Below are 18,741 nucleotides of genomic sequence, written 5' to 3'. Positions count from 1 at the left end.
TCTCCTATTCACTGACCCCAGCGATAATCATGGCAATCAGTCCGTAAAGGCCTGTAAAGGCCACAGTGATTATTCGTAACCTACCGGGCCATTGACCAGTAGCTGTTTTTGTACCGCCGGTAAAGAGCAGCACACATATGCCCATGCCGGCCAGAGACCAGATGGTGCCGGGCACGGCCCGGGCCGTTACATATCCGCAGCTTGAAGTTGTGCCAAGTTTCAGGGTAAAGGGAAAGAGCAGATCCCTGGCCTTTCCTGCACCAGTCATTGTTGCCCGGGACATGGTGTGGACAAAGGTTTTAATGGGTACAAAATTTTTATCCATGGCCACGGCCCGGATGATGGTGTCATCGGAATAAATTGCCGTGCAGTATAAAGGATTGAAAATCAACTTTAAATCCATGCGGTCCGGGTCATAATCTGCCAGGGGGACAGGGGTCAACCCGTAGTTGTTATACCCTAAAAGAAAGATGCGTCCGTCCCCGGAAAGCGCCATACCATAGTATTTTTTCTGTTTGTTTTCCGACACCTTGATGGCCCGGATTTTCAAGTCCGTTGAAATAGGCGTTTTAGCAATCGAAGGTTTATCATCCACCCGTTTGACATGAAACACATGAAAATTGTGATCCACAAGAAACACGCCTTCGTCAAAGGGTTTAAGTACGGTAAATTTTCCGTTCACAGACCGGGCAGGAAATACAAATCCCTTTTTTTCAAGGGCATGGGTGTACATTTCGGTGAGCCCCGTATCCACAATATTGGCATCGGCATTGATAAACTCCATATCACTGTCTGTCATGCGAAACCGGTTTTCGGGAAAGACAAGCCTGGCCTGACCAGGGTTGGATTCCAGCAGGGGATAGAAGGGTACTTCCGGATATCTGTCAGCCAAGTCCCTGGCCTTAATCTCCAGAACCCGGCGCTGGGCCTTGATCGTTTTTTTATCAAATGTCTGCCCGTTTAAAGTGATGGGTAAAACCCCTATGATTTCCATATTTTTATAATAAATAAAGGGCAGATGCCGTTCAAATGCCTTGCGGGGCACGTAGGTGCCGTCCGCTTTCATATAGGCAAGGTTGCTGTGGTGGTCAAAGGCAAAGCCTCTAGCAGCGTCGGGCACTTTTCCCACAATTTTTTCCATTAAAATAAAATCCTGGCTCACAGGGCTCAAAAACAGGTGTGTTTTTTCAACATCATCAATAAAAATTTTGTCATAAAGTATGGGCAGATACACAGCGGACACCAGTATGACCAGAATACAATAAACAGCCAGTGCATTGCGATTCATTATCCCACCCTTCTGTAGCGAAATCTGAATACCGGTAAAAGCACAGCCGGCATCAGTAATATTAGGGGCACAATGAGTAGCACCAGGCTTGGGCCGTATGCTCCGGGATCAACATTTTGCAGGTAAAGCCCTGTCACACCGGCCGTAATGATCAGGTTGACCGCTTTGAGCCGAAAATCGGGTTCAAGCATGGCCAGGGCCATGCCAAGATAGGCTGCAGCCCCGGCCATGGCCCAGGGCAGGGCGGTTAACAGACTTATTTTTATACCCTGCCAGGGAAAGAACAGGCCCATAATCAGACCAAGCCCCCAAAGATCGATCAGAGCCAATGCGCAATAAACGGTCATCCCCACCAGAAGATGGGACAGAGCCACAAGCGCCGGGGACACGGGCAGATGAAGGGAAAGGCGGAACCGCTCCCCCCACATTTCCGGAAGAAACTGAAAACAGGCGATCAGAATACCAGATAAAAGCGGAATATATTTTAAAGTGCCATAATAAATCTGGCCCAGGTGAAGTACCCGGTACCAGACCACCTCCGGATGATCCAGGATAAACAGCCTGCGTGTGGAAACATAGATATACAAAAGAATGCAGATGTGGACGATCAGCGTAAGAAGAGTTAACACTCTGATTTTAAAAAATTCTTTTCTGAAAATAGCCTGGATCATCAGTATCTCCCCGTATATCCGATAAATGCATCTTCAAGGCTTAAGTCTACCGGTTCAAGAAGATTGCCGGGCATGTTGATATGATTGAGCGCGTCGGCAAGTTTCCGGCCGGATGAAAAGGTAAACAGATCCCAGTGATCATGATGGATTTCAATATTTTTCAGCATGGGGCAGGCGCTCAGCATCTGTTCCCGGGTTATGCTTTGGGAGATACCGGGGGTATCATTGTTTGTGGAAACCGGCAGCCTGAAGCAGGTAAAACTATTTTTGAACTGTTCTAGGGAGGTGACCATCAAGCGGCCGCCGCGTTCAAGGAAGATCACTTCATCCACAAAATCTTCCATATCCTGTATCACATGGGAGGTTAAAAATACCGTGCGGTTCCCTTGGCCTGAATATTCACGCATTTCGTCCAGAAAAAGTCTTCGGTATCCGGCATCAAGCCCGATGGAATAGTCATCGAGCAGCAGCAGTTCCGGCTGCTGAGCCATTAAAAGTCCTAATACCACCTGGGAACGCTGGCCGCAGGACATCTGTCGGATAAGATGATTGGGGCGAAGATTTAATTTGTCGACCATCCGGTAGTAGATACCGGTATCCCAGTCAGGATAAAATGGAGCGTAAAATTTTTCAATTTGACAGATAGACAGGAATTCATAGGCCACATGGCCTTCAAATAAAAGCCCGATCCGGGCCCGGGCATCAGGTGTCAGGGCATGGGAAGGTTCGTTGAACACTTTGCAAGTTCCGGAGACCGGCCGCAAAAAACCCATCAATATTTTGATCAATGTGGTTTTGCCCACACCGTTTTTGCCTAAAAGGCCGTATATCTTTCCAGGGGAAATGGAAAAATTCAGGTCTTTATATATATAACGGTTGCCGTAACGGTGGCAAAGATGGTCAACATGGATAACAGGGGGCATAAGATTTATCCTGGGGCAGCATGAACACGGCGTTTCATGTTTTTTTTTACAATGTAACATTTAAAAACTGGAAAGTGCCGGCCCTTGTGTTGATTATCTCATTGGGAGAAGAGATGACATCTTGTTTAAGAGACAGGAAAAAGGACCGGCACCGGCAAGCTTGGTTATCTATTTCATATCTTTGGCCTGAATCCAGATCACCGCATCCCTGGAGCATTCTTTGCCTTTAAACGACCCTTCGGGGTCAAGGCCTAAGGCTGCAAATCCCCACCATCCAGCCTTTGGAATGCCAAAGGTGAATACGCCGTTATCATCGGCAAAAATGGTTTGCAGTACAAAGGCTGCCTGGGGGGCAACAGCGGACGCTTCCTTGGCAAATGCTTTTTTGTCCAGCAATGGTTTGTGGTTCATGAATTCAATCTCAATTTCTGCGCCGGCCACAGGTTTTCCCTTGAACAGCACTTTGCCCTGGAATACATTGCCGGTCCAGCGGTCATAGGGTTTGCACAGGGGAACGATTTCACAGTCAAGACCCACAGGTTCCATCCAGGCACCAGGCTCTCCACCCACATTGACAATCATTTTTGTGGACTGCTGGATATAGGCATCTTCTTCGCCTTCATAGTAAGGAGCCGGTACCAGGCAGAAGATATGATCTCCGCCCCTGGCAGAATATTCAGTTTCATAGGCAGCGCCTGCATTGGTCAGGCTGGTCCATGTAATGGGTTTTAAGGTTGACAGAAGATCCGTCTTTTTAGGAGTGTTTTCTCCCCTTGAACGCATGGAAAAAAACTGTTCCGGTGTGCCCATGTCCATGGTGTGGCCCGCTTCAAAGGGATGGGTGAAAACAATGGCCAAAGGAATTTTACCCCCCTTGTTCAAGGCGCTTTCAGGTGTATAGATCATTTGAAAGTGGGCAAATGCCGGTACGGTAAGTGCCAGGATGGCCAGGGTGCTGATGGTGGTGATAACATGTTTCATCTTCAAGATGTTCTCCTTTTTAAAAATTATGCAGTGACCGAGCTATTCGGTGATTTCCTTGCCGTCCACGGTTATCTTGTGACCTTCCCCGGCATCAAATTGAACTTTGTAGGCGCCTGCGGGTTTGTCAAAGGTAAATTCACTGTCGTCATCCATTTTACCCTGGATCAGCACCTTCCCGGCACCGTCTTCAACATGCATCTGGACACCTGCAGCCGAAGATCCATCGGAAAATCCGCCTTCGCAGGTCACGCTTCCGTCTCCATTGTCATAGCAGGAGCACAGCGGCGTGTGGGCCTGGCACAGTGGCGTTACAAAAAAGCCAAACACCATGGCAGCAAAGATTAATACAGTCAATTTCAGTTTCATTTTTTTCTCCTTGTTGATGTGAAAATTAGCCCGGCAAGCCATTCAGGCAAAGGCCTGCCGGGCATCTTCAAATTCTGGTTCTATTTTTATAAAGCCTGTGGCAATGTTCCGCTGTTGCGGGGTTTAAGTTTATCCTGAATCATAATTATTTCTTTAGCTAACAAGTTTTTATTCTTACACTTTTTAACAGGGTTAGTGATTGCATTGGCACATATAAATATTTGTAGGATAAAATACTTGTTAGCTCCATCTAGTCTCTAATCGGACAACTTATTTTCATTATTTAAGGTTTTTGTCAATGTTTTTTTTAAGTTTTATGGCCTCTTTTATATCCCAGGCCGGTGCCGGCGATGCATAAAACTACAACGGTTTCGGAGCCTCGCGCAGATCGGGCACAGGCGGGGGGCCGGGTTTTCGTTCCCATGAGCTGAACAGGCCCGTACACACGGTCGTTAGAAGTACTGCGGCATAGAACACACCCATCATCTGGATGCCGGAAAGATTCAAGGCCCTGCCGCCGGTGTAGATCAGGCAGGCCGCGACAAACCCTAAGGTGGTGGGAAAAATCATGGAAAAAACCATCCATTTGTATGAAGCGGTTTGTACCTTGATCATGATGGTTGTCGCCAGACAGGGTGGGTACAGGGCAAAAAAGACCATGATGGCCAGGGCGTGCAGGGGGGAAAATCCTCCCTCTCCAGCTTCGGCCTCCACACGGTCTTCAAGGCTTTTGTTTTCATCAGCCCCCTGTTGGTAGAGAACACCGATGGTGGCCACTGAAGATTCCCGGGCTGCAAAGGAGGAAAGAATGGCCACATTGATCTTCCAGTTGAATCCGGCCCACTGGGTAATAGGTTCCAGGGATCGCCCCACCATACCAAGGGCGCTGGTTTCTATCTGTGATTCCTTGATCTGGCGGCGTAAGGATTTACGCTTGGAGACCAACCCACGCAGGGCCTTGTTTACCTTTTTGGCGTCTTTATCCTTCTGGGGCTTGAGGAATTTAAATTGTTCCGGGTAATTGGCTTTGAATCTAGCGGACAAGGCCTTGGACGCTTTCGCCCCTTTTGTGGTAAGCCGTGCGGTTTTAAAATCGTTATACAGATTGATCATTGACGCCAGGGCGGCTTCATCCTTGAACTGGTTTGCATATTGGGTCATGGCGATCTTTTTCTGAAAGGTGCCCACAGCTTGGGTTATTTCTTCTTCAAAATGGGCCTGCTTTTCATCGGAAATGCCCGGGAATTGAAGCAGGGTAAATACGCAGACGGAGACGGCCACCACAATGGACCCTACTTTTTTGATGTACTGCCAGGTTCGCTCAATGGCCCGCTGGCCTACGCCGAACAGCGTCGGGGAATGGTATTTGGGAAGTTCCATGACAAAGGGGGCGGTTTCCATAGATTTGAGCAGTGTCGAAGTCAAAAGTTTGGCTACCAGCAGGGCTACAAAAATAGTCACTGTGGATAAAAAGAGCATCGCCCAGGATTTGTACGGGGCAAAAAATACATTGATGAGCAGGGTGTAAAAGGGGATCTTTGCCAGACAGTTCATATAGGGCACTGTAAGGATGGTGGCCATTCGGGACCGTTCGTCCGGTATCCCCTTGGTGGCCATAACCCCGGGTACGGCACATCCTCCGGCAAACACACCGCCCAGGATATAGGGCAGGGTAGACTGGCCGTGGAGGCCGAAGGAATGAAACAACTTGTCCAGGATAAAGGCGATCCTGGCCATGTATCCGCTGTCCTCAAGAATGGCGATGAGGGAAAACAGTATCAAAAAAATAGGGATATAGTTGAGAAGGGCATTGGCTGAATCCACCATCCATAGTCCCATGGACCGGATATATGGATCCTCCAGGATACCGGCCGCGGGCAGTACGCCGGCAACCATGGCCCGCAATTTTGCTAAAATGGGCCACCAGTAAACTGTAAGCTCATACCCCTTGACAATGGAAAGTTGGTAAATCACAAATACCGTGGCAATGAGGAAAAAGGGGGCGGCAAACCGATTCAGGACTACTCTGTCGATGGTTTCAGTGACCCGGTCCCGGCCGTTCTTGGTTTCCGTGACGCAGGTGTTGACAATCTTTGTGGCCAGACGGTCCCGGCAGCCCACCAGGTAGTCCGGGACATTCATGTAATGTTCTTCTTCAAATTCCTGGCGGACACTTTCGGCCATTTTTAGTTCTTCGCACTCTTCCCCAAGAAGTTCACCGGCAATACGCTCGGCTTCGCTATCTCCCTCAAGGAGCTTGACGGCCAGCCATCGGGAGGGGTAGTTTTCGGCCTGTTTGCTTTGATCCAGGCGTTTTTGAAGGTTCTCCACAGCCGGCTCAAGTTCTTCATAGTTGATACGAAGGGAATTATGGGTTTTGCGGTTCGCCGTATCCAGAATGGCATCTTTCAATTCCGTCTTGCCCCGGCGCTTGCGGCCCACGGTAGGGATGACGTTTACTCCCAGGCAATGTTCCAGAGCAGATACATCCACATGGGTTCCGTTGCGTTTGGCCACGTCCATCATGTTCAGGACCACCACAACGGGAAAGCCCATTTCCAGCACCTGGAAGGTGAAATAAAGGCTGCGTTTCAGGGAAGAGGCGTCCACCACATTGGCAATGACATCAGGATGTTCTGAAATCAGAAAATCCCTTGCCACCCGCTCTTCAAGGGAAAAAGAGGTCAGGCTGTAAGTACCGGGAAGATCAACAAGTTCCACCCGGGTTTCACGGTAGCGGTAGAATCCGGTTTTTTTATCAACGGTAACGCCGGGGTAATTGGCAATGTGCTGGTTGGCCCCGGTAAGCATATTAAATGTGGTTGATTTGCCGGCGTTTTGCTGGCCGGCCAGGCCCACCAAAAGTTTTTTCGGATCGGCTTCAGGGGGTTCATTCATTATTTATTTCTCTGTATTCATGGGTAAATTAATAACTTTCGACCTCAATGAGGTCGGCTTCAGAATTTCTGAGTGCAACCGTATAATTGGCCACACAGCATTCAATGGGATCGCCTAGTGGGGCCTTGCGGATCACCTCAACATCAGTGTCCGGAACAAATCCCAGATCCAGAAGGCGTTGACGCACTGCTCCTTTGGCATGGTGGCAGCGGATTTTGGCCCGCCGTCCGGGTTTAATATTCCTGAGCATGCAGCAGTTTTCTCCACGGTGCCTTTTCCTTTTAAATCCTGGCATATGTACCTCCAAATTGTATAAGAAAGTCTGTGTAGCAAATATAGATCTTTCAATTTTTATGGTGGGCTGAATTACGGTAAAAAACTAATTCAGCTCATGGCTGTTAATTCACTGTTCAAAAAAAAGCTTCGATAAATATACTGAAAGATAAAGAGATTACAACTATAAATTTTTACGTAGTCTAAAAAACTCTGAAATAATTAAAAACTTTGAGGGAGCTAATAGTTTATTTATACCAATATTTGTCTTGCGCTTTGCCATGTGTTTTGGCATTATAAATAGCTAGTCAGATTCTTCTTTATATGAAAGTCAAAATAACTTAATTGATATGCTTTCATGTTTTGTTGTGAGTTGAGTCTGATTGTGGATTGACCAGATCAGCCCACGGCTGTTATTTAGAATCCCCAGACAAAAATAAGGCTGACCTCAATTTTTTGCCGGAAACGGAGCATCACAAGCTTTTTTCATCCCCGGTCTCCCGGCCGCCGGTTAAAATTGCGGCGTTGAATGTCGAAACCGGGGCGGGTCTGCGCCCTGAAGAAATCCGAAAATCTAAAAAAGGCGTCCACTACGAAACCTGGTCATGGCTGACCAAAGAGAGCTCCTTTTACTTCGTGAAATACAATACAAGGTATAAAATTTGGGCGCAGACTTTGATTCCGATGAGGACGGTTAGAACGCTCTTCTTCGGGCAGGGTTTTTTTATCCAGTTAGCTGGTTTTATTTTGGTCTTGACCGGTTTTTTCATCCTTTTCCATATGCTTTACCACAAGGAAGCGGCGGCACACCGTCTGCTTTCCTATCAGGCGGTTCATGACTCCCTGACGGACCTTTACAATCGGGCGGCTTTGAAGGCTATTTCCTACCAGTGGATAACCCGGGATGCCTCCCCGTTTCTTTTCTTGTTTATTGATCTGGACAATTTCAAGAATATTAACGACTCTTTTGGCCATGCCCTGGGAGACAAACTGCTCATTGAAGTGAGCCAGCGGCTCAAACAACTGGTGCCGGAAGGCTCCGAAATCGTAAGGAATGGTGGGGACGAATTTTCGGTCTTCATAAAAAAAGAACCGGCCGGTTTTAACAACAGCCACCTGGGCCATAGGATTGTCTCCGAAATTTCGAAACCTTATTACATTTCCGGATTGAAGCTGCGTATCGGATGCAGCGTCGGCATATCCCGATATCCGGAGGACGGGGCCGGCATAGAGCAGCTCATGGTCTCAGCCGACCTTGCCATGTACACCGCAAAGAAAAAACGTAATAATTATGCATTTTACAACAGTGAACTCCAGGAAATAATGGAGCGAAAGACCCTGATCGAATATTCACTGCATACCGCCGTTGAGGAGAATGAGCTTTACATGGTGTTCCAACCCCAGGTTCACGGAGACGGCACCATCCACGGTGCTGAGGCACTGGTGCGCTGGGAAAGTCCGGAACTTGGCTTTGTGCCGCCGGATCAGTTCATCGGGGTGGCCGAAGAGTCTGGAGCCATGGCTTCCCTGGGAGCCTTCATCCTGGACACCTCATGTGCCGAGTTCCGGAAGATCCTTGATGCGTGCAGCGATGGGGCGGATACACTGAATCTTTCAATCAACATCTCCGTACCCCAAATCCTTCGTCCCCTGACTGCAGAGGACTTCGTTAAATTTATCAAGGGAAAAATGATGGATTATGAATAAATCTGGGTTTAATGTCGTTAATAGTAGAACCGGCAAATCAAAAGCGGTAATACCCGATACCTTTGGCTGGGAAAGGGTCAGGGTGCCGGTCTTATCCAGGACAACAACCTCTGCCCGGCCCGCCTGTTCCAGTGGCGTGCCGCCCCGCACCAGAATCCCTTTGCTGCTCAATCCGCCGATGGCAGCAGCAAAAGCCGTGGGTACCGAAAGGGCCCAGGCACAAGGGCAGGCCACGGCTGTCACCGCGGCCATTCGCATCAGCCCGGTTGCGGCATCACCGGCCGCCAGGGCGGTCACAATAAAAACGCCGGCCGCATAGATCACCACGCCGACAATGAAAAACTGAACAAAGCGGTGAGCATTTTCATGAATTCGGGGTTTGACCTTGAGTGACGCTTCAATCTCCCGGGCCATGACATGGAGAAATCCCTCTCTTTTTTATACACAGCAAAGGGCTCGCCGGTTACAACCGATTCATCAATGGAAGAGGCTCCTTCCACAATCCGGCCGTCCACCGGGATCATTTCTCCCTGGGGTACCATCACCACATCCCCTTTGCAGATCCGTTCAACGGGCAATGATACGATCTGATTATCCTTTATTATCCGGACGGTACTGCGGCCCTGCCTGGTCAGGGCGTTGATTTTCCGGCCGGTCCGCTCAATAATGGTAAAGGAGATGGCAAGCCCCATGCTGATGAACCAAGCCACCAGAGCACCGCTCAGGGGCTGGCCGGCAAAAAGGGACACGGTCATGACCGTGACAACCAGCAGATCGGCCGTCACGGTTTTCATTTTAAACAGGGCCTGATAAAGGGCGCTTACATACATGGCAAAACAGGCCAGGTAAAGCAAAAAGCCCGGCCACTTCACCCATGCCAGGCCGTTTAATCCGCCTATGGCAAGGCCGATCACCGCGCCCAGGGCGATAATGGTTCTAATGATAAATATTTTTGCAGTCATTGCTCTTTTCGTGTTTATTCAATCTACCGTAGGATACTTGTAACTCGATCATCGAGAGTAAAAGGACATGTCAATACCACCAATAAGGATGGTGCCATAAAGGACCCATGATAATACCTGTCGTGCCCGTCCAGATCAGTTCTGGGCCACAAATAAATTTCTTCGACCATAATCAGAGGATAGGTATATTGGATGCCACCGAGGGGCCGTGTTCGTTTCTCTTTTATGCGGCCGGCAACTGTGACCTTTCTTCCTTTTTCATAGATGGCTGCGTCAAGATAGGTTTTATTTAACGCAAGGAACCGGCCCTGGCTTTTATCGACATCCTTGGGCCTGCCGTTGATATCAGCAGGCTTTTGGATTATTTCCATCATGGTACCCTGTTTTTCGTTGTCGGTGTTGATGATTTCTCCAGACCACAAAACCATTTTTCCGGCATAGTCCCGGGTATCCTCAAGAACCATTTTGAGACTGAGATTTTTTTCCACCTGATTCTGAATATTTTTTGATATAATACCTGCGCAACCGGATATGCACAACAGCACCATAAAAGCGAACAAAACATAATTCTATTGGGTAAACCTCCACCTCCGGTGGAGGACTCGAAAAGTTTGACAGTTCCGGGAGTTGAAAATAAACAACCTTCCTTAAGTTAGCCGCTCAAAGCTATTAAAGGAAGGTTGTATGAAAGATTATAAAAGTTTAAAGCATTCAAAGTGGTATTGCAAGTATCATGTGGTTTGGATTCCAAAATATCGGAAGAAAGTTATTTACGGGCAATTACGTCGGGAACTGGGGTCAATACTACATGGTTTGGCAAAACAAAAAGAATGCGAGATCGAAGAAGGACATTTGATGACAGACCATGTTCATATGCTGATCTCCATTCCACCCAAATTTGCCGTGGCTCAGGTAGTTGGGTTCATCAAGGGGAAAAGTGCTATTCAGATAGCACGTCAGTTTTGTGGTAAAAAAAGGAACTATAATGGTGAAAAATTTTGGGCCAGAGGTTATTTTGCATCAACAGTAGGAATCGACGAACAAATTGTTCGAGCATATATCCGGCATCAAGAAAAAGAGGATCAACGTTGCGAACAGATGAACTTGTTTGATTAAACCGCGCCTTTAGGCGCTTTTAAAAGACCGCTTTGAGCGGTTAACAATCAAGCCCCCAGTTTCACTGGGGGTCATGACTTATTTGTTTGAAACGCATATCTGCTCCTTTTAGACTTGCAATTATCCCGTGATCAAATCCAGGGTTAAATCCTATATTATAATCGTGTATACCCTTAAAAAGTAAGACAAGCAATACTTTGGGTGGTATGCTTTTGTTTTTCACACAACTTCCTTAATTTTCAGATTGCAACCCTGGGATTCCAGGCACCACTTTTTACGAAAAGGCCAATGCCGCTGAGGCCCACAGCAGCGGCATGGAGATTGAGGCCCGGGTACATGTTTGAGTATGAGTTTGATTCGTTTAATGACGGGACCAACGACTATTCCGGCAATAAATTTCCCTTTAGCCATGAATATACCGTGAATTTGGGCACTACTCTGTATGAAGAAGCGAGCATTGGTATAGACAGGCTGATCGGGAACATTATTAAGCAAAGTGAAGTCCGGGATAGACGTTGCCGGTCGGATCAGGCCTTTCGGCACTGCCTGAGCCCTGCAGGCTCATCGGAGAATCGGATTGTGCACAGCCGATCACGATGGCCTGCTTAGGACCGCAGATTAAAATGCAATGCTCCTATTTCACTTCTCGTATCTGAACCTGTGATAACAAATCGTTCACCTGCTCACGGGAACCAACCGATGTGCCTTTTTGGCTGGCGGTCGCAGCACCGCAGGCAATCCCTTTGCACAATGCATCCTGCATGCTGTCCCCCTGGCTGAGACCCCAGACAATACCGGCAACCATTGAATCTCCAGCGCCAATAGGGTTGGCCGCAACTATTTTGGGGCTGGTAGCCAGCCACGCCTTACCTTTATCAACCAGCACTGCGCCCACTTTTCCAAGGGAGATAATCACGCTGACAGGACCCATGGCAGAAATTGCCATACCAACCGCTACTATCTCAGCGGGCGTGTTGACAGGTAATCCAGTAAGCTTATGTGCTTCTTCATCATTCGGTTTGACCAGCAAGGGTTTGGCACTGCAGTTTTGACGCAGGGCCTCATCGCTGGTATCCAGAAAGACTTTTGCTCCAGCTGACTGGATGATGGTAATGAGCTCAGTATAGTAGCTTGGCTCAACTCCCGGAGGCAGACTGCCGGCCAGTACCCACCAGTCCCCGGCCTGTACCCGATCGCGTATCTTTTGTGCCAGCTGCGCAAGATCTGCCCCATTAATAGTCGGACCCGGCTCATTGACCTTCACGTATTGTCCATTTTCTGCGCTTACAATGGAGACATTCGTCCGGGTTTCTCCATCGACCCAGACAAACTCTGTCTCAATGCCAAGGGACTGGAGCTTATCATTCAGCATCTCCCCACTTTTACCGGCAGCAAACCCCAGGGCTACACTCGAAGTACCAAGTGACTTCAGCATACGTGCGACATTAAAACCTTTCCCTCCGCAGTCTACCCGCCACTCCAAGGCTCGCAGGACAGTATCAAACGCAATGGTGTCAACTGTCATCTCACGATCAACCGCGGGATTGAGTGTAACGGTGTAAATCATTTTTAACCTCTCCAATATTTTTCAAAGAGCGCTTTTTCCGCCTCAACGGTCCACATATCCCCGGGCTCCAGTTTCTCGGCGATATCCGGCAGCTTTTCTTTCAATTCGTTGAGTCCCATCAGGGGAAGGTCATGAATTTGGGGGAAGATAATGATCTTACCGGAGTAGCGACCTTCGATCATGGCTTGAATTCCTTCCTTGGCCGCCCGCATGCCGCCGATGGCTCCTACGCTGCACCCCGGAGATAGATCTCCTTTATTGGACAGTTCCTGGACCTGCTGCTGATCGTTCATAGTCAACCCGGAAGTCCCCGTGTATTGGGTATTGTTGAGGTAAACCGTGCTCAGATTCAAAGGCGCCAGGGTGCCGTTGGGCACACCGGCAAAAAAGACCAGCATGCCATTGGGGTTCATTACTGTGGCGGCCTCAGCCATCACATCGGCAATGGGGACACTGACCACAACGTCGTCCGCCCCTTGTCCACCGGTGGCTTCCATCACAAAATCATACAGAGATTGGTTTTGGGATTGGGGATTGAAGGTCAATAGCTCACACCCGTTACGTTCTGCCAGGGGAGTCAAACGGTCATGGAGTGTCTTCAGGCGCAGATCGCTCACTTCGGTGGCGATAATCTTGTGGGGGCCATCGGGTTGCTGAATGGCCCGCTGAACATGCATCATCCCCATGGGGCCGCCGGCGCCTACGAAAACGGTGGTGCCCTTGGGTCGTAAATCACAGCGGTTGCGCGCTTCCCCATAGGAGGCGGCGATGTCCGGTCCCTGACCGCCCAGATAGGCGGTGTAGTCGTAGTGCAGGCGGCCCACATCGGTCTCCACCAGGCCGTCCAGGGCGGTTTGGCCCACCAGGTTGAGGGTGCCACGCCGGGCGATGTGCTTGGCCACAGACCCCACCGTCGCCGCGGAACGGGGATCGAGCATGACAATATCGTCAAAGCCTATGCCGTCGGTCAGCTCATCCACCAGGGCCTGATAGTCATCGGGGCCGATGCCATTACGAACGATTTTCTTGGCCGAGGTTTGCTCCACCAGCTTTTGCACCGAGGCCGGTACATCCGTTATCACAATGGTGGCCGGGGCGTCCAGGCCAGAGGAGAAGAGATATGCCTGATCATCTCCCGGCTGACCCGTGATCCACATGATGCCGCCGGATTTGGGCTCCAGACGGCGGCGTTGGGTATAGGCCGCCAATACACAGCCCCAAGGCTCCAGGAGGGCGGCTTCGGCATACCCCATGCTTTCGCCGACGGGCAGCAGACACGCGCCCTCGTCGGTGTCAAGTACTTCCGGGCCGATCAGGTGGTACTGGATCAGCCCTCCGGGAATGGTATAGCCGTAGGCCGTGCTTTTACCATTTTGATAGATATCGGGCTGTACGGCCAGTCGCTGGCCGGGGTGGTACTGGCCCTTTAGATCTTCTCCCACTTCGATGACTGTCAGGCTCGCCTCATGTCCCAGCCGGGTGGGTTCCTGGGACAGATCACGATTGTAGAGTTTCGGGTGGCTGCTGCCCATGCGGATGATTTTCACATCGGAAAAGCAGAGCCCCACACTGTCGATGCGGACCAACATCTGGTCGGCATTGGGTTTGGGGATGGGAAGAAGTTCGGGTTGATCATCCCGGCCGATGTTCTCTTCGCCCGCGCCATACACATTCCAGGCCCAGGTTTTTTCCGGTAAGGTGAGGTTGGCCGCGCGGTATCGGTTGTATTGTGATGTCATGGTTACACCTCCTAAGGGTGTTAAATTGAAAAATTTGGTGTTTGTGATGGTCTATTTAATAATAGATGCTACAACAGATCGTCGTTTGTTTTATATAACGCCATAACGGCTTCCGAACTTTCCAGTTGTAATGCTTTATGCGCTTTCTCTTGTAATTTTTTATAACTCACTGCACGAATAATATTTTTCACCGCCCCTACATTGGCTGGGCTGACCGACAGTTCCGTCACACCCAACCCGACCAGCAGAGTCGCAAGGCCAGGATTCGAAGCCGCATTACCGCACACCCCAACCCATTTACCATGCGCCTGTGCGGCTTTAACCGTCAGCTCAACCATTTTCACCAATGCAGGATGGTAACTGTCAGCGTCAGAGCAAAGATCAGGATGCAGACGATCGATGGCCAAGGTGTACTGCGTTAAGTCATTTGAACCGATGGAGAAGAAATCCACTTCTTTGGCCAAATGCTCCGCAACCATCACTGCGGATGGTATCTCGATCATAATACCAAGGGGCAACTGAGGTGCGTTTAACTGCAACCGAATTTTTTCGGCAATATCCCGCGCTTTTCGCCACTCCGACATTCTACCGATCATGGGAAACATGATGTGCAGCCCGGTCAGGCCGGTTGTCTCTTTTTGCCAGATCGCTGTCTGGTAAATGGCCTCCAGTTGTCGTTTGAATATGTCTTCATATTTAAACGACAGACGAATCCCCCGCATACCCAAAAATGGGTTGTCTTCATGAGGCATATGCAGCCAGGACACAGGCTTGTCTCCGCCAATATCCGCCGTACGCACGACCAACTGACGGCTGCCAAGTTCCTTTATTATGGCTTTTAAGGCATTGCATTGTGTCTCAATGGAGGGTTCTGTTACTGAAGACTCAAAAAGAAACTCAGTCCTCAACAACCCCACACCTTCGCCACCATCGTCTAAAACAAGTTTTGCGTCTTCCGGTTTGGCGATATTGCATACGACATCAATGTGTCGACCATCCAGCGTTTCAGCGGCCTTATGTCTTTGAGCATCTTCTGCTGTGCGGATCTGTTCCCACTGCTCAATCCATTTTTTTCCATTTTTCTGCGTTGCTTCATCCGGATCAAGGTAAATGGACGATGCCTGTGGATCGACAACAATCAATTCACCGTCCTCAATGTTAGCAAGCGCCCCCTCACCCAGGCCAACCACGGCAGGAATCCCCAGGGCGCGGGCAAGTATCGCCATATGACTGTTGGGTCCGCCAAGCTCGGTACAAATGCCGCGAACTTTCAGACCATACAATCCGGCAGTTTGAGAAGGCGTTAGATCTTTTGCCAATAAAATGAAATCAGTTTGCGGATATTCAACTGCTGAAACAGCGGGTACCATCAACGCCACTACCCGATCACGGACATCGATGAGGTCTGCAATCCTTGCTCTCAAGCGCTCATTGTCAACTGTTTTAAGTGACCCAACCTGCTTTTCAATCGCTTGATTAAAAGACCATGCGGCAGTCTTACCATTTACAATAAACTTTTCACTGTCGATTAACACCAGTTCATCCTGCAGCAATTGCTTTTGAGCATGTAAAATGGCGGCTTCATTTGGCGCCCTGCTTTGCAGGTTGGCTTTCAGTTTATCCAGTTGCAGGGCGGCCTCGGTCAGAGCAGTGCTAAACAGTTTGGCCTCCGCTTTGGGATCTTGTGCTTCCTCCTCATATCTCATCGTTCTCCCCTGCAATCGAAATGCAGGTGCCATCGTAATACCAGGTGATGCGGCGGAACCTTTTAATGTTAAACGGCACTGAACATCGGGCAGAGCCGATAAAACGGTCAGTGGATTATAAGACGCATTCGCCTGTTCCGCCTCATTGTCCAGCCCCTCACCAATCATTGCAGCCAGAACGTGAACGGCCTGTTCCGCCTCAGGCCCTTGAGCCGAAATGGTCAAAACATCGCCTTGATTGGCGCCCATGGACAAAAGTGATGCCATGGATTTAGCAGTTGCTGTCCTCTGATTGTTTCGAATGCGGATATCCGTTTCTGAAAATTTTACAGCCTGTTCTGAAATCAAGCCGGCGGGGCGGGCATGCATACCCTGGGCATCAACTACCGTTGCCTCTGTCACAACTGAATAATCTTCTTGTTGATCCGGCTGTTGTAGCGGTGCAGTCTGCTCCTTTGCATTGAGCGCATCCAAAATATCGTTTTTATTGGTTGTGGTAGCCAATTTTTCGGCGACTGCCTCATCCATGACCACATTGGTCAGCCGCTGAAGCAGGTTCAAATGATCCTTGCCTTTTGCTGCAATACCGACGATCAATCGAGCCACGTCTCCCTTGTCATTCCAGACCACACCTTGCGGTACCTGCACAATAAAAACACCGGTTTGAACAACCTGCTCTTTTGCTTCATTGACACCGTGTGGGATAGCTGCCCCATTAATCAGATAGGTGCTGACTTTTTCTTCACGCGCAGTGAGTGCATCCAAATAGTCTCCACTGACGAGACCCAGAGAGGACAAGTGTTGAGCAATCAGTTCGAGTACCTCATCTTTCGTCGTGACTTGAGCGTTTAATAAAATCTGTTGGGGAGTGACTAAAATCTGTTGGGGACTGACCGTTAACGGTTCTTCCGCGACAGCTTGATCACTTTGCTCTACTGGTGCCTGAACGATCTTGGCCACCAACTCATCATAAAAGCTGGCGTCCATGAAGTTGTCAATGCTGAAATGCTGTGCACTTGGCAATTTAGCCCGGGCGCGGTCAGTCAATTCCTTTTGGGTAATAACCATGTCCGCTTCTTTCAGATCATTGATGGCAGCGTTGGTAACCTCAATGGTTAAGCCGGCATCTTTCACTTTGCCGCGCAATACCGTTGCTCCCATGGCTGAGGATCCCATACCCGCATCGCAAGCCACAATAATTGATCGAACACTTCCTGCTGCGATGGGGGCCGCCTGACCTTTTGCACTAGCCTTACTTGCGGCAACAGCAGCTGTGGCGGCTTCCAGGTCATCACTTTCCGAAGCGTCTTTGCGAACGATTACCGATCCAATCAGAAACGAAGTGACGGTGGAAACCGCAATGGAACTTAAGGTTAAGACAATACCCATTCCCTTCGTGGACATCAGGGTCAACGCAAATACAGAACCCGGAGATGGCGGACCAACCAGGGCGTTACTTGTAATCATGTTAAAACCAACACCCACCATACCGCCGGCGATCACGGCTATTATCAATCTTGGCTTCATTAAAATATAGGGGAAATAAATTTCATGAATACCACCAAAAAAATGAATGATAGCTGCGCCGTAGGCTGATTTTTGTGCCGTGCCTTTACCTGCCACCATATAAGCCAGGAGAATTCCCAGACCAGGACCTGGATTGGTTTCAATCATATAATAGATGGATGCGCCGAACTTAGCTGCCTGTTCTGCGCCCAAGGGCGTGAAAACACCATGGTTGATGGCATTGTTTAAAAACAGAATTTTTGCAGGTTCCACAATGATTGACACCAGAGGCAAGAGAGACATGTTCACAATCCAACCCACACCCGCCGCCAGTGCCTTTGTAAGTGCAGAAACGAGCGGGCCAATTATTGCGTAGGCAATTAAGGCCACTATCATGGAGATAATGCCGAGAGAAAAATTGTTAACCAACATCTCAAACCCAGGTTTGATTTTACCGTGAACCTTCTTGTCAAATCTTGTTACAGCCAAACCTCCCAGTGGACCGGCAATCATGGCCCCCATGAACATGGGAATATCACTGCCGACAATGACCCCCATTGTCGTAACTGCTCCTGCTACCGCACCACGGTCACCACCAACCATCTTACCGCCGGTATAACCAATCAAAAGCGGCAGCAAGTACGTAATAATAGGACCAACCAGTGACGCTAATTTTTCATTAGGCAACCAACCCGCCGGTATAAACAACGCAGTAATCAATCCCCATGCGATAAATGCTCCAATGTTTGGCATTACCATACCACTTAAAAACCGTCCAAAGGACTGGACACCTACCTTTAAAGTGTTTCCAGACATAAACGTACCTCCTAGTTTCCTTAGGTTTTAAATGGAAAATATACAAAGCCGTCATTCGCACTAATTATAATCGTGTCTTTTTTATGTAATCGTTTGCAGTAATGATGTCAAGAAAAAAATAAATATTTTTTTAGTATGATTTAAGATAAGTAAATTATACTAAATATTTAGTTGTTTATGGTTTTTTTATAGTCGTTATCAGCCGATTATGTTTTTGTA

The 18,741-nt window shown here is 48.9% G+C and carries 18 protein-coding genes and 1 pseudogene; 6 read left to right on the top strand and 13 right to left on the bottom strand.

The features are described from left to right. Window positions 1–4: 4 nt before the first annotated feature. From EYB58_RS21095 to EYB58_RS21065, 7 genes are all read right to left on the bottom strand, one after another. Window positions 5–1,288, bottom strand: a complete 1,284-nt coding sequence (locus EYB58_RS21095) for a DUF4857 domain-containing protein (RefSeq protein WP_111959982.1) — start codon at window positions 1,286–1,288, stop codon at window positions 5–7. Then, complete coding sequence (locus EYB58_RS21090) at window positions 1,288–1,959, bottom strand: hypothetical protein (protein ID WP_111959984.1); 672 nt, start codon at window positions 1,957–1,959, stop codon at window positions 1,288–1,290. The genes EYB58_RS21095 and EYB58_RS21090 overlap by 1 nt, the downstream gene beginning before the upstream one ends. Next, the gene (locus EYB58_RS21085; protein ID WP_111959986.1) at window positions 1,959–2,882 is read right to left on the bottom strand and encodes an ABC transporter ATP-binding protein; all 924 of its coding nucleotides are present in this window, start codon (window positions 2,880–2,882) and stop codon (window positions 1,959–1,961) included. The genes EYB58_RS21090 and EYB58_RS21085 overlap by 1 nt, the downstream gene beginning before the upstream one ends. A 168-nt stretch (window positions 2,883–3,050) precedes the next feature. Beyond that, the gene (locus EYB58_RS21080) at window positions 3,051–3,863 is read right to left on the bottom strand and encodes a DUF4198 domain-containing protein (RefSeq protein ID WP_111959988.1); all 813 of its coding nucleotides are present in this window, start codon (window positions 3,861–3,863) and stop codon (window positions 3,051–3,053) included. Window positions 3,864–3,905: 42 nt separating this feature from the next. Further along, window positions 3,906–4,232 carry a hypothetical protein gene (locus EYB58_RS21075; protein WP_111959990.1) on the bottom strand — a complete coding sequence of 109 codons (327 nt, stop codon included), beginning with the start codon at window positions 4,230–4,232 and terminating at the stop codon, window positions 3,906–3,908. A 360-nt stretch (window positions 4,233–4,592) separates the two neighbouring features. Then, the gene (gene feoB, locus EYB58_RS21070; RefSeq protein WP_165477790.1) at window positions 4,593–7,130 is read right to left on the bottom strand and encodes a ferrous iron transport protein B; all 2,538 of its coding nucleotides are present in this window, start codon (window positions 7,128–7,130) and stop codon (window positions 4,593–4,595) included. Between the two features lie 28 nt (window positions 7,131–7,158). Continuing rightward, the gene (locus tag EYB58_RS21065; protein WP_242637468.1) at window positions 7,159–7,425 is read right to left on the bottom strand and encodes a FeoA family protein; all 267 of its coding nucleotides are present in this window, start codon (window positions 7,423–7,425) and stop codon (window positions 7,159–7,161) included. Window positions 7,426–7,859: 434 nt separating this feature from the next. Between EYB58_RS21065 and EYB58_RS21060 the strand changes: the two genes are divergently transcribed. After that, window positions 7,860–9,110: a putative bifunctional diguanylate cyclase/phosphodiesterase gene (locus EYB58_RS21060; RefSeq protein WP_131072132.1), complete on the top strand. Its 1,251-nt coding sequence runs from the start codon at window positions 7,860–7,862 to the stop codon at window positions 9,108–9,110. After that, window positions 9,103–9,429, top strand: coding sequence for a hypothetical protein (locus tag EYB58_RS25045; RefSeq protein ID WP_479723402.1), 327 nt, complete (start codon window positions 9,103–9,105; stop codon window positions 9,427–9,429). Before EYB58_RS21060 ends, EYB58_RS25045 begins: the two co-directional genes overlap by 8 nt. 1 nt (window position 9,430) lies before the next feature. Here the strand turns inward: EYB58_RS25045 and EYB58_RS25040 are convergent, their stop codons facing one another. Together EYB58_RS25040 and EYB58_RS21050 are read right to left on the bottom strand one after the other, a co-directional pair. Continuing rightward, window positions 9,431–10,072 (bottom strand): P-type ATPase actuator domain-containing protein, encoded by a 642-nt coding sequence (locus tag EYB58_RS25040; protein WP_207309096.1) that lies wholly within the window; start codon window positions 10,070–10,072, stop codon window positions 9,431–9,433. Window positions 10,073–10,095: 23 nt separating this feature from the next. Then, window positions 10,096–10,632 (bottom strand): Slp family lipoprotein, encoded by a 537-nt coding sequence (locus EYB58_RS21050; RefSeq protein ID WP_131072131.1) that lies wholly within the window; start codon window positions 10,630–10,632, stop codon window positions 10,096–10,098. 124 nt (window positions 10,633–10,756) lie between these two features. Between EYB58_RS21050 and tnpA the strand changes: the two genes are divergently transcribed. Both tnpA and EYB58_RS21040 read left to right on the top strand, forming a co-directional pair. Next, window positions 10,757–11,188 carry an IS200/IS605 family transposase gene (tnpA, locus tag EYB58_RS21045; RefSeq protein ID WP_131071982.1) on the top strand — a complete coding sequence of 144 codons (432 nt, stop codon included), beginning with the start codon at window positions 10,757–10,759 and terminating at the stop codon, window positions 11,186–11,188. A 336-nt stretch (window positions 11,189–11,524) separates the two neighbouring features. After that, entirely contained in the window at window positions 11,525–11,797 is a 273-nt protein-coding gene (locus EYB58_RS21040; protein WP_111960216.1) for a hypothetical protein, read from the top strand. A 25-nt stretch (window positions 11,798–11,822) separates the two neighbouring features. Here the strand turns inward: EYB58_RS21040 and pfkB are convergent, their stop codons facing one another. Beyond that, on the bottom strand, window positions 11,823–12,755 hold the full coding sequence (pfkB, locus tag EYB58_RS21035) for a 1-phosphofructokinase (RefSeq protein ID WP_111960218.1): 933 nt from the start codon (window positions 12,753–12,755) through the stop codon (window positions 11,823–11,825). A gap of 2 nt (window positions 12,756–12,757) precedes the next feature. Continuing rightward, window positions 12,758–13,801 (bottom strand): zinc-binding dehydrogenase, encoded by a 1,044-nt coding sequence (locus EYB58_RS24310; protein WP_242637673.1) that lies wholly within the window; start codon window positions 13,799–13,801, stop codon window positions 12,758–12,760. Between EYB58_RS24310 and EYB58_RS24305 the strand changes: the two genes are divergently transcribed. Then, on the top strand, window positions 13,793–14,185 hold the full coding sequence (locus EYB58_RS24305) for a hypothetical protein (RefSeq protein WP_242637683.1): 393 nt from the start codon (window positions 13,793–13,795) through the stop codon (window positions 14,183–14,185). The genes EYB58_RS24310 and EYB58_RS24305 overlap by 9 nt on opposite strands. Here the strand turns inward: EYB58_RS24305 and EYB58_RS24300 are convergent. Continuing rightward, window positions 14,135–14,302, bottom strand: a pseudogene (locus tag EYB58_RS24300) (hypothetical protein); the annotation flags it as partial. The gene EYB58_RS24305 and the pseudogene EYB58_RS24300 sit on opposite strands and share 51 nt — an antisense overlap. On the opposite strand from EYB58_RS24300, the gene EYB58_RS24935 reads away from it, so the two are divergent. Then, complete coding sequence (locus EYB58_RS24935; protein WP_423201865.1) at window positions 14,222–14,452, top strand: hypothetical protein; 231 nt, start codon at window positions 14,222–14,224, stop codon at window positions 14,450–14,452. The pseudogene EYB58_RS24300 and the gene EYB58_RS24935 overlap by 81 nt on opposite strands. Window positions 14,453–14,562: 110 nt before the next feature. Here EYB58_RS24935 and ptsP read toward each other — a convergent pair whose 3' ends face one another. Further along, on the bottom strand, window positions 14,563–18,522 hold the full coding sequence (ptsP, locus tag EYB58_RS21025) for a phosphoenolpyruvate--protein phosphotransferase (protein WP_111960222.1): 3,960 nt from the start codon (window positions 18,520–18,522) through the stop codon (window positions 14,563–14,565). Window positions 18,523–18,741: the final 219 nt, after the last annotated feature.

The organism is Desulfobacter hydrogenophilus, assembly GCF_004319545.1.
Taxonomy (GTDB): Bacteria; Desulfobacterota; Desulfobacteria; order Desulfobacterales; family Desulfobacteraceae; genus Desulfobacter; species Desulfobacter hydrogenophilus.
Note: the sequence above shows the minus strand (reverse complement) of the source record. Positions and strands in the feature narration are given on the sequence as shown.

What these genes read in the sequence shown, in the direction of transcription:
- EYB58_RS21095 (WP_111959982.1), bottom strand. Translation starts at nt 1,288, where the DNA reads ATGAATCGCAATGCACTGGCTGTTTATTGTATTCTGGTCATACTGGTG.
- EYB58_RS21090 (WP_111959984.1), bottom strand. Translation starts at nt 1,959, where the DNA reads ATGATCCAGGCTATTTTCAGAAAAGAATTTTTTAAAATCAGAGTGTTA.
- EYB58_RS21085 (WP_111959986.1), bottom strand. Translation starts at nt 2,882, where the DNA reads ATGCCCCCTGTTATCCATGTTGACCATCTTTGCCACCGTTACGGCAAC.
- EYB58_RS21080 (WP_111959988.1), bottom strand. Translation starts at nt 3,863, where the DNA reads ATGAAACATGTTATCACCACCATCAGCACCCTGGCCATCCTGGCACTT.
- EYB58_RS21075 (WP_111959990.1), bottom strand. Translation starts at nt 4,232, where the DNA reads ATGAAACTGAAATTGACTGTATTAATCTTTGCTGCCATGGTGTTTGGC.
- feoB (WP_165477790.1), bottom strand. Translation starts at nt 7,130, where the DNA reads ATGAATGAACCCCCTGAAGCCGATCCGAAAAAACTTTTGGTGGGCCTG.
- EYB58_RS21065 (WP_242637468.1), bottom strand. Translation starts at nt 7,425, where the DNA reads ATGCCAGGATTTAAAAGGAAAAGGCACCGTGGAGAAAACTGCTGCATG.
- EYB58_RS25045 (WP_479723402.1), top strand. Translation starts at nt 9,103, where the DNA reads ATGAATAAATCTGGGTTTAATGTCGTTAATAGTAGAACCGGCAAATCA.
- EYB58_RS25040 (WP_207309096.1), bottom strand. Translation starts at nt 10,072, where the DNA reads ATGACTGCAAAAATATTTATCATTAGAACCATTATCGCCCTGGGCGCG.
- tnpA (WP_131071982.1), top strand. Translation starts at nt 10,757, where the DNA reads ATGAAAGATTATAAAAGTTTAAAGCATTCAAAGTGGTATTGCAAGTAT.
- EYB58_RS21040 (WP_111960216.1), top strand. Translation starts at nt 11,525, where the DNA reads ATGTTTGAGTATGAGTTTGATTCGTTTAATGACGGGACCAACGACTAT.
- pfkB (WP_111960218.1), bottom strand. Translation starts at nt 12,755, where the DNA reads ATGATTTACACCGTTACACTCAATCCCGCGGTTGATCGTGAGATGACA.
- EYB58_RS24935 (WP_423201865.1), top strand. Translation starts at nt 14,222, where the DNA reads ATGTCCCAGCCGGGTGGGTTCCTGGGACAGATCACGATTGTAGAGTTT.
- ptsP (WP_111960222.1), bottom strand. Translation starts at nt 18,522, where the DNA reads ATGTCTGGAAACACTTTAAAGGTAGGTGTCCAGTCCTTTGGACGGTTT.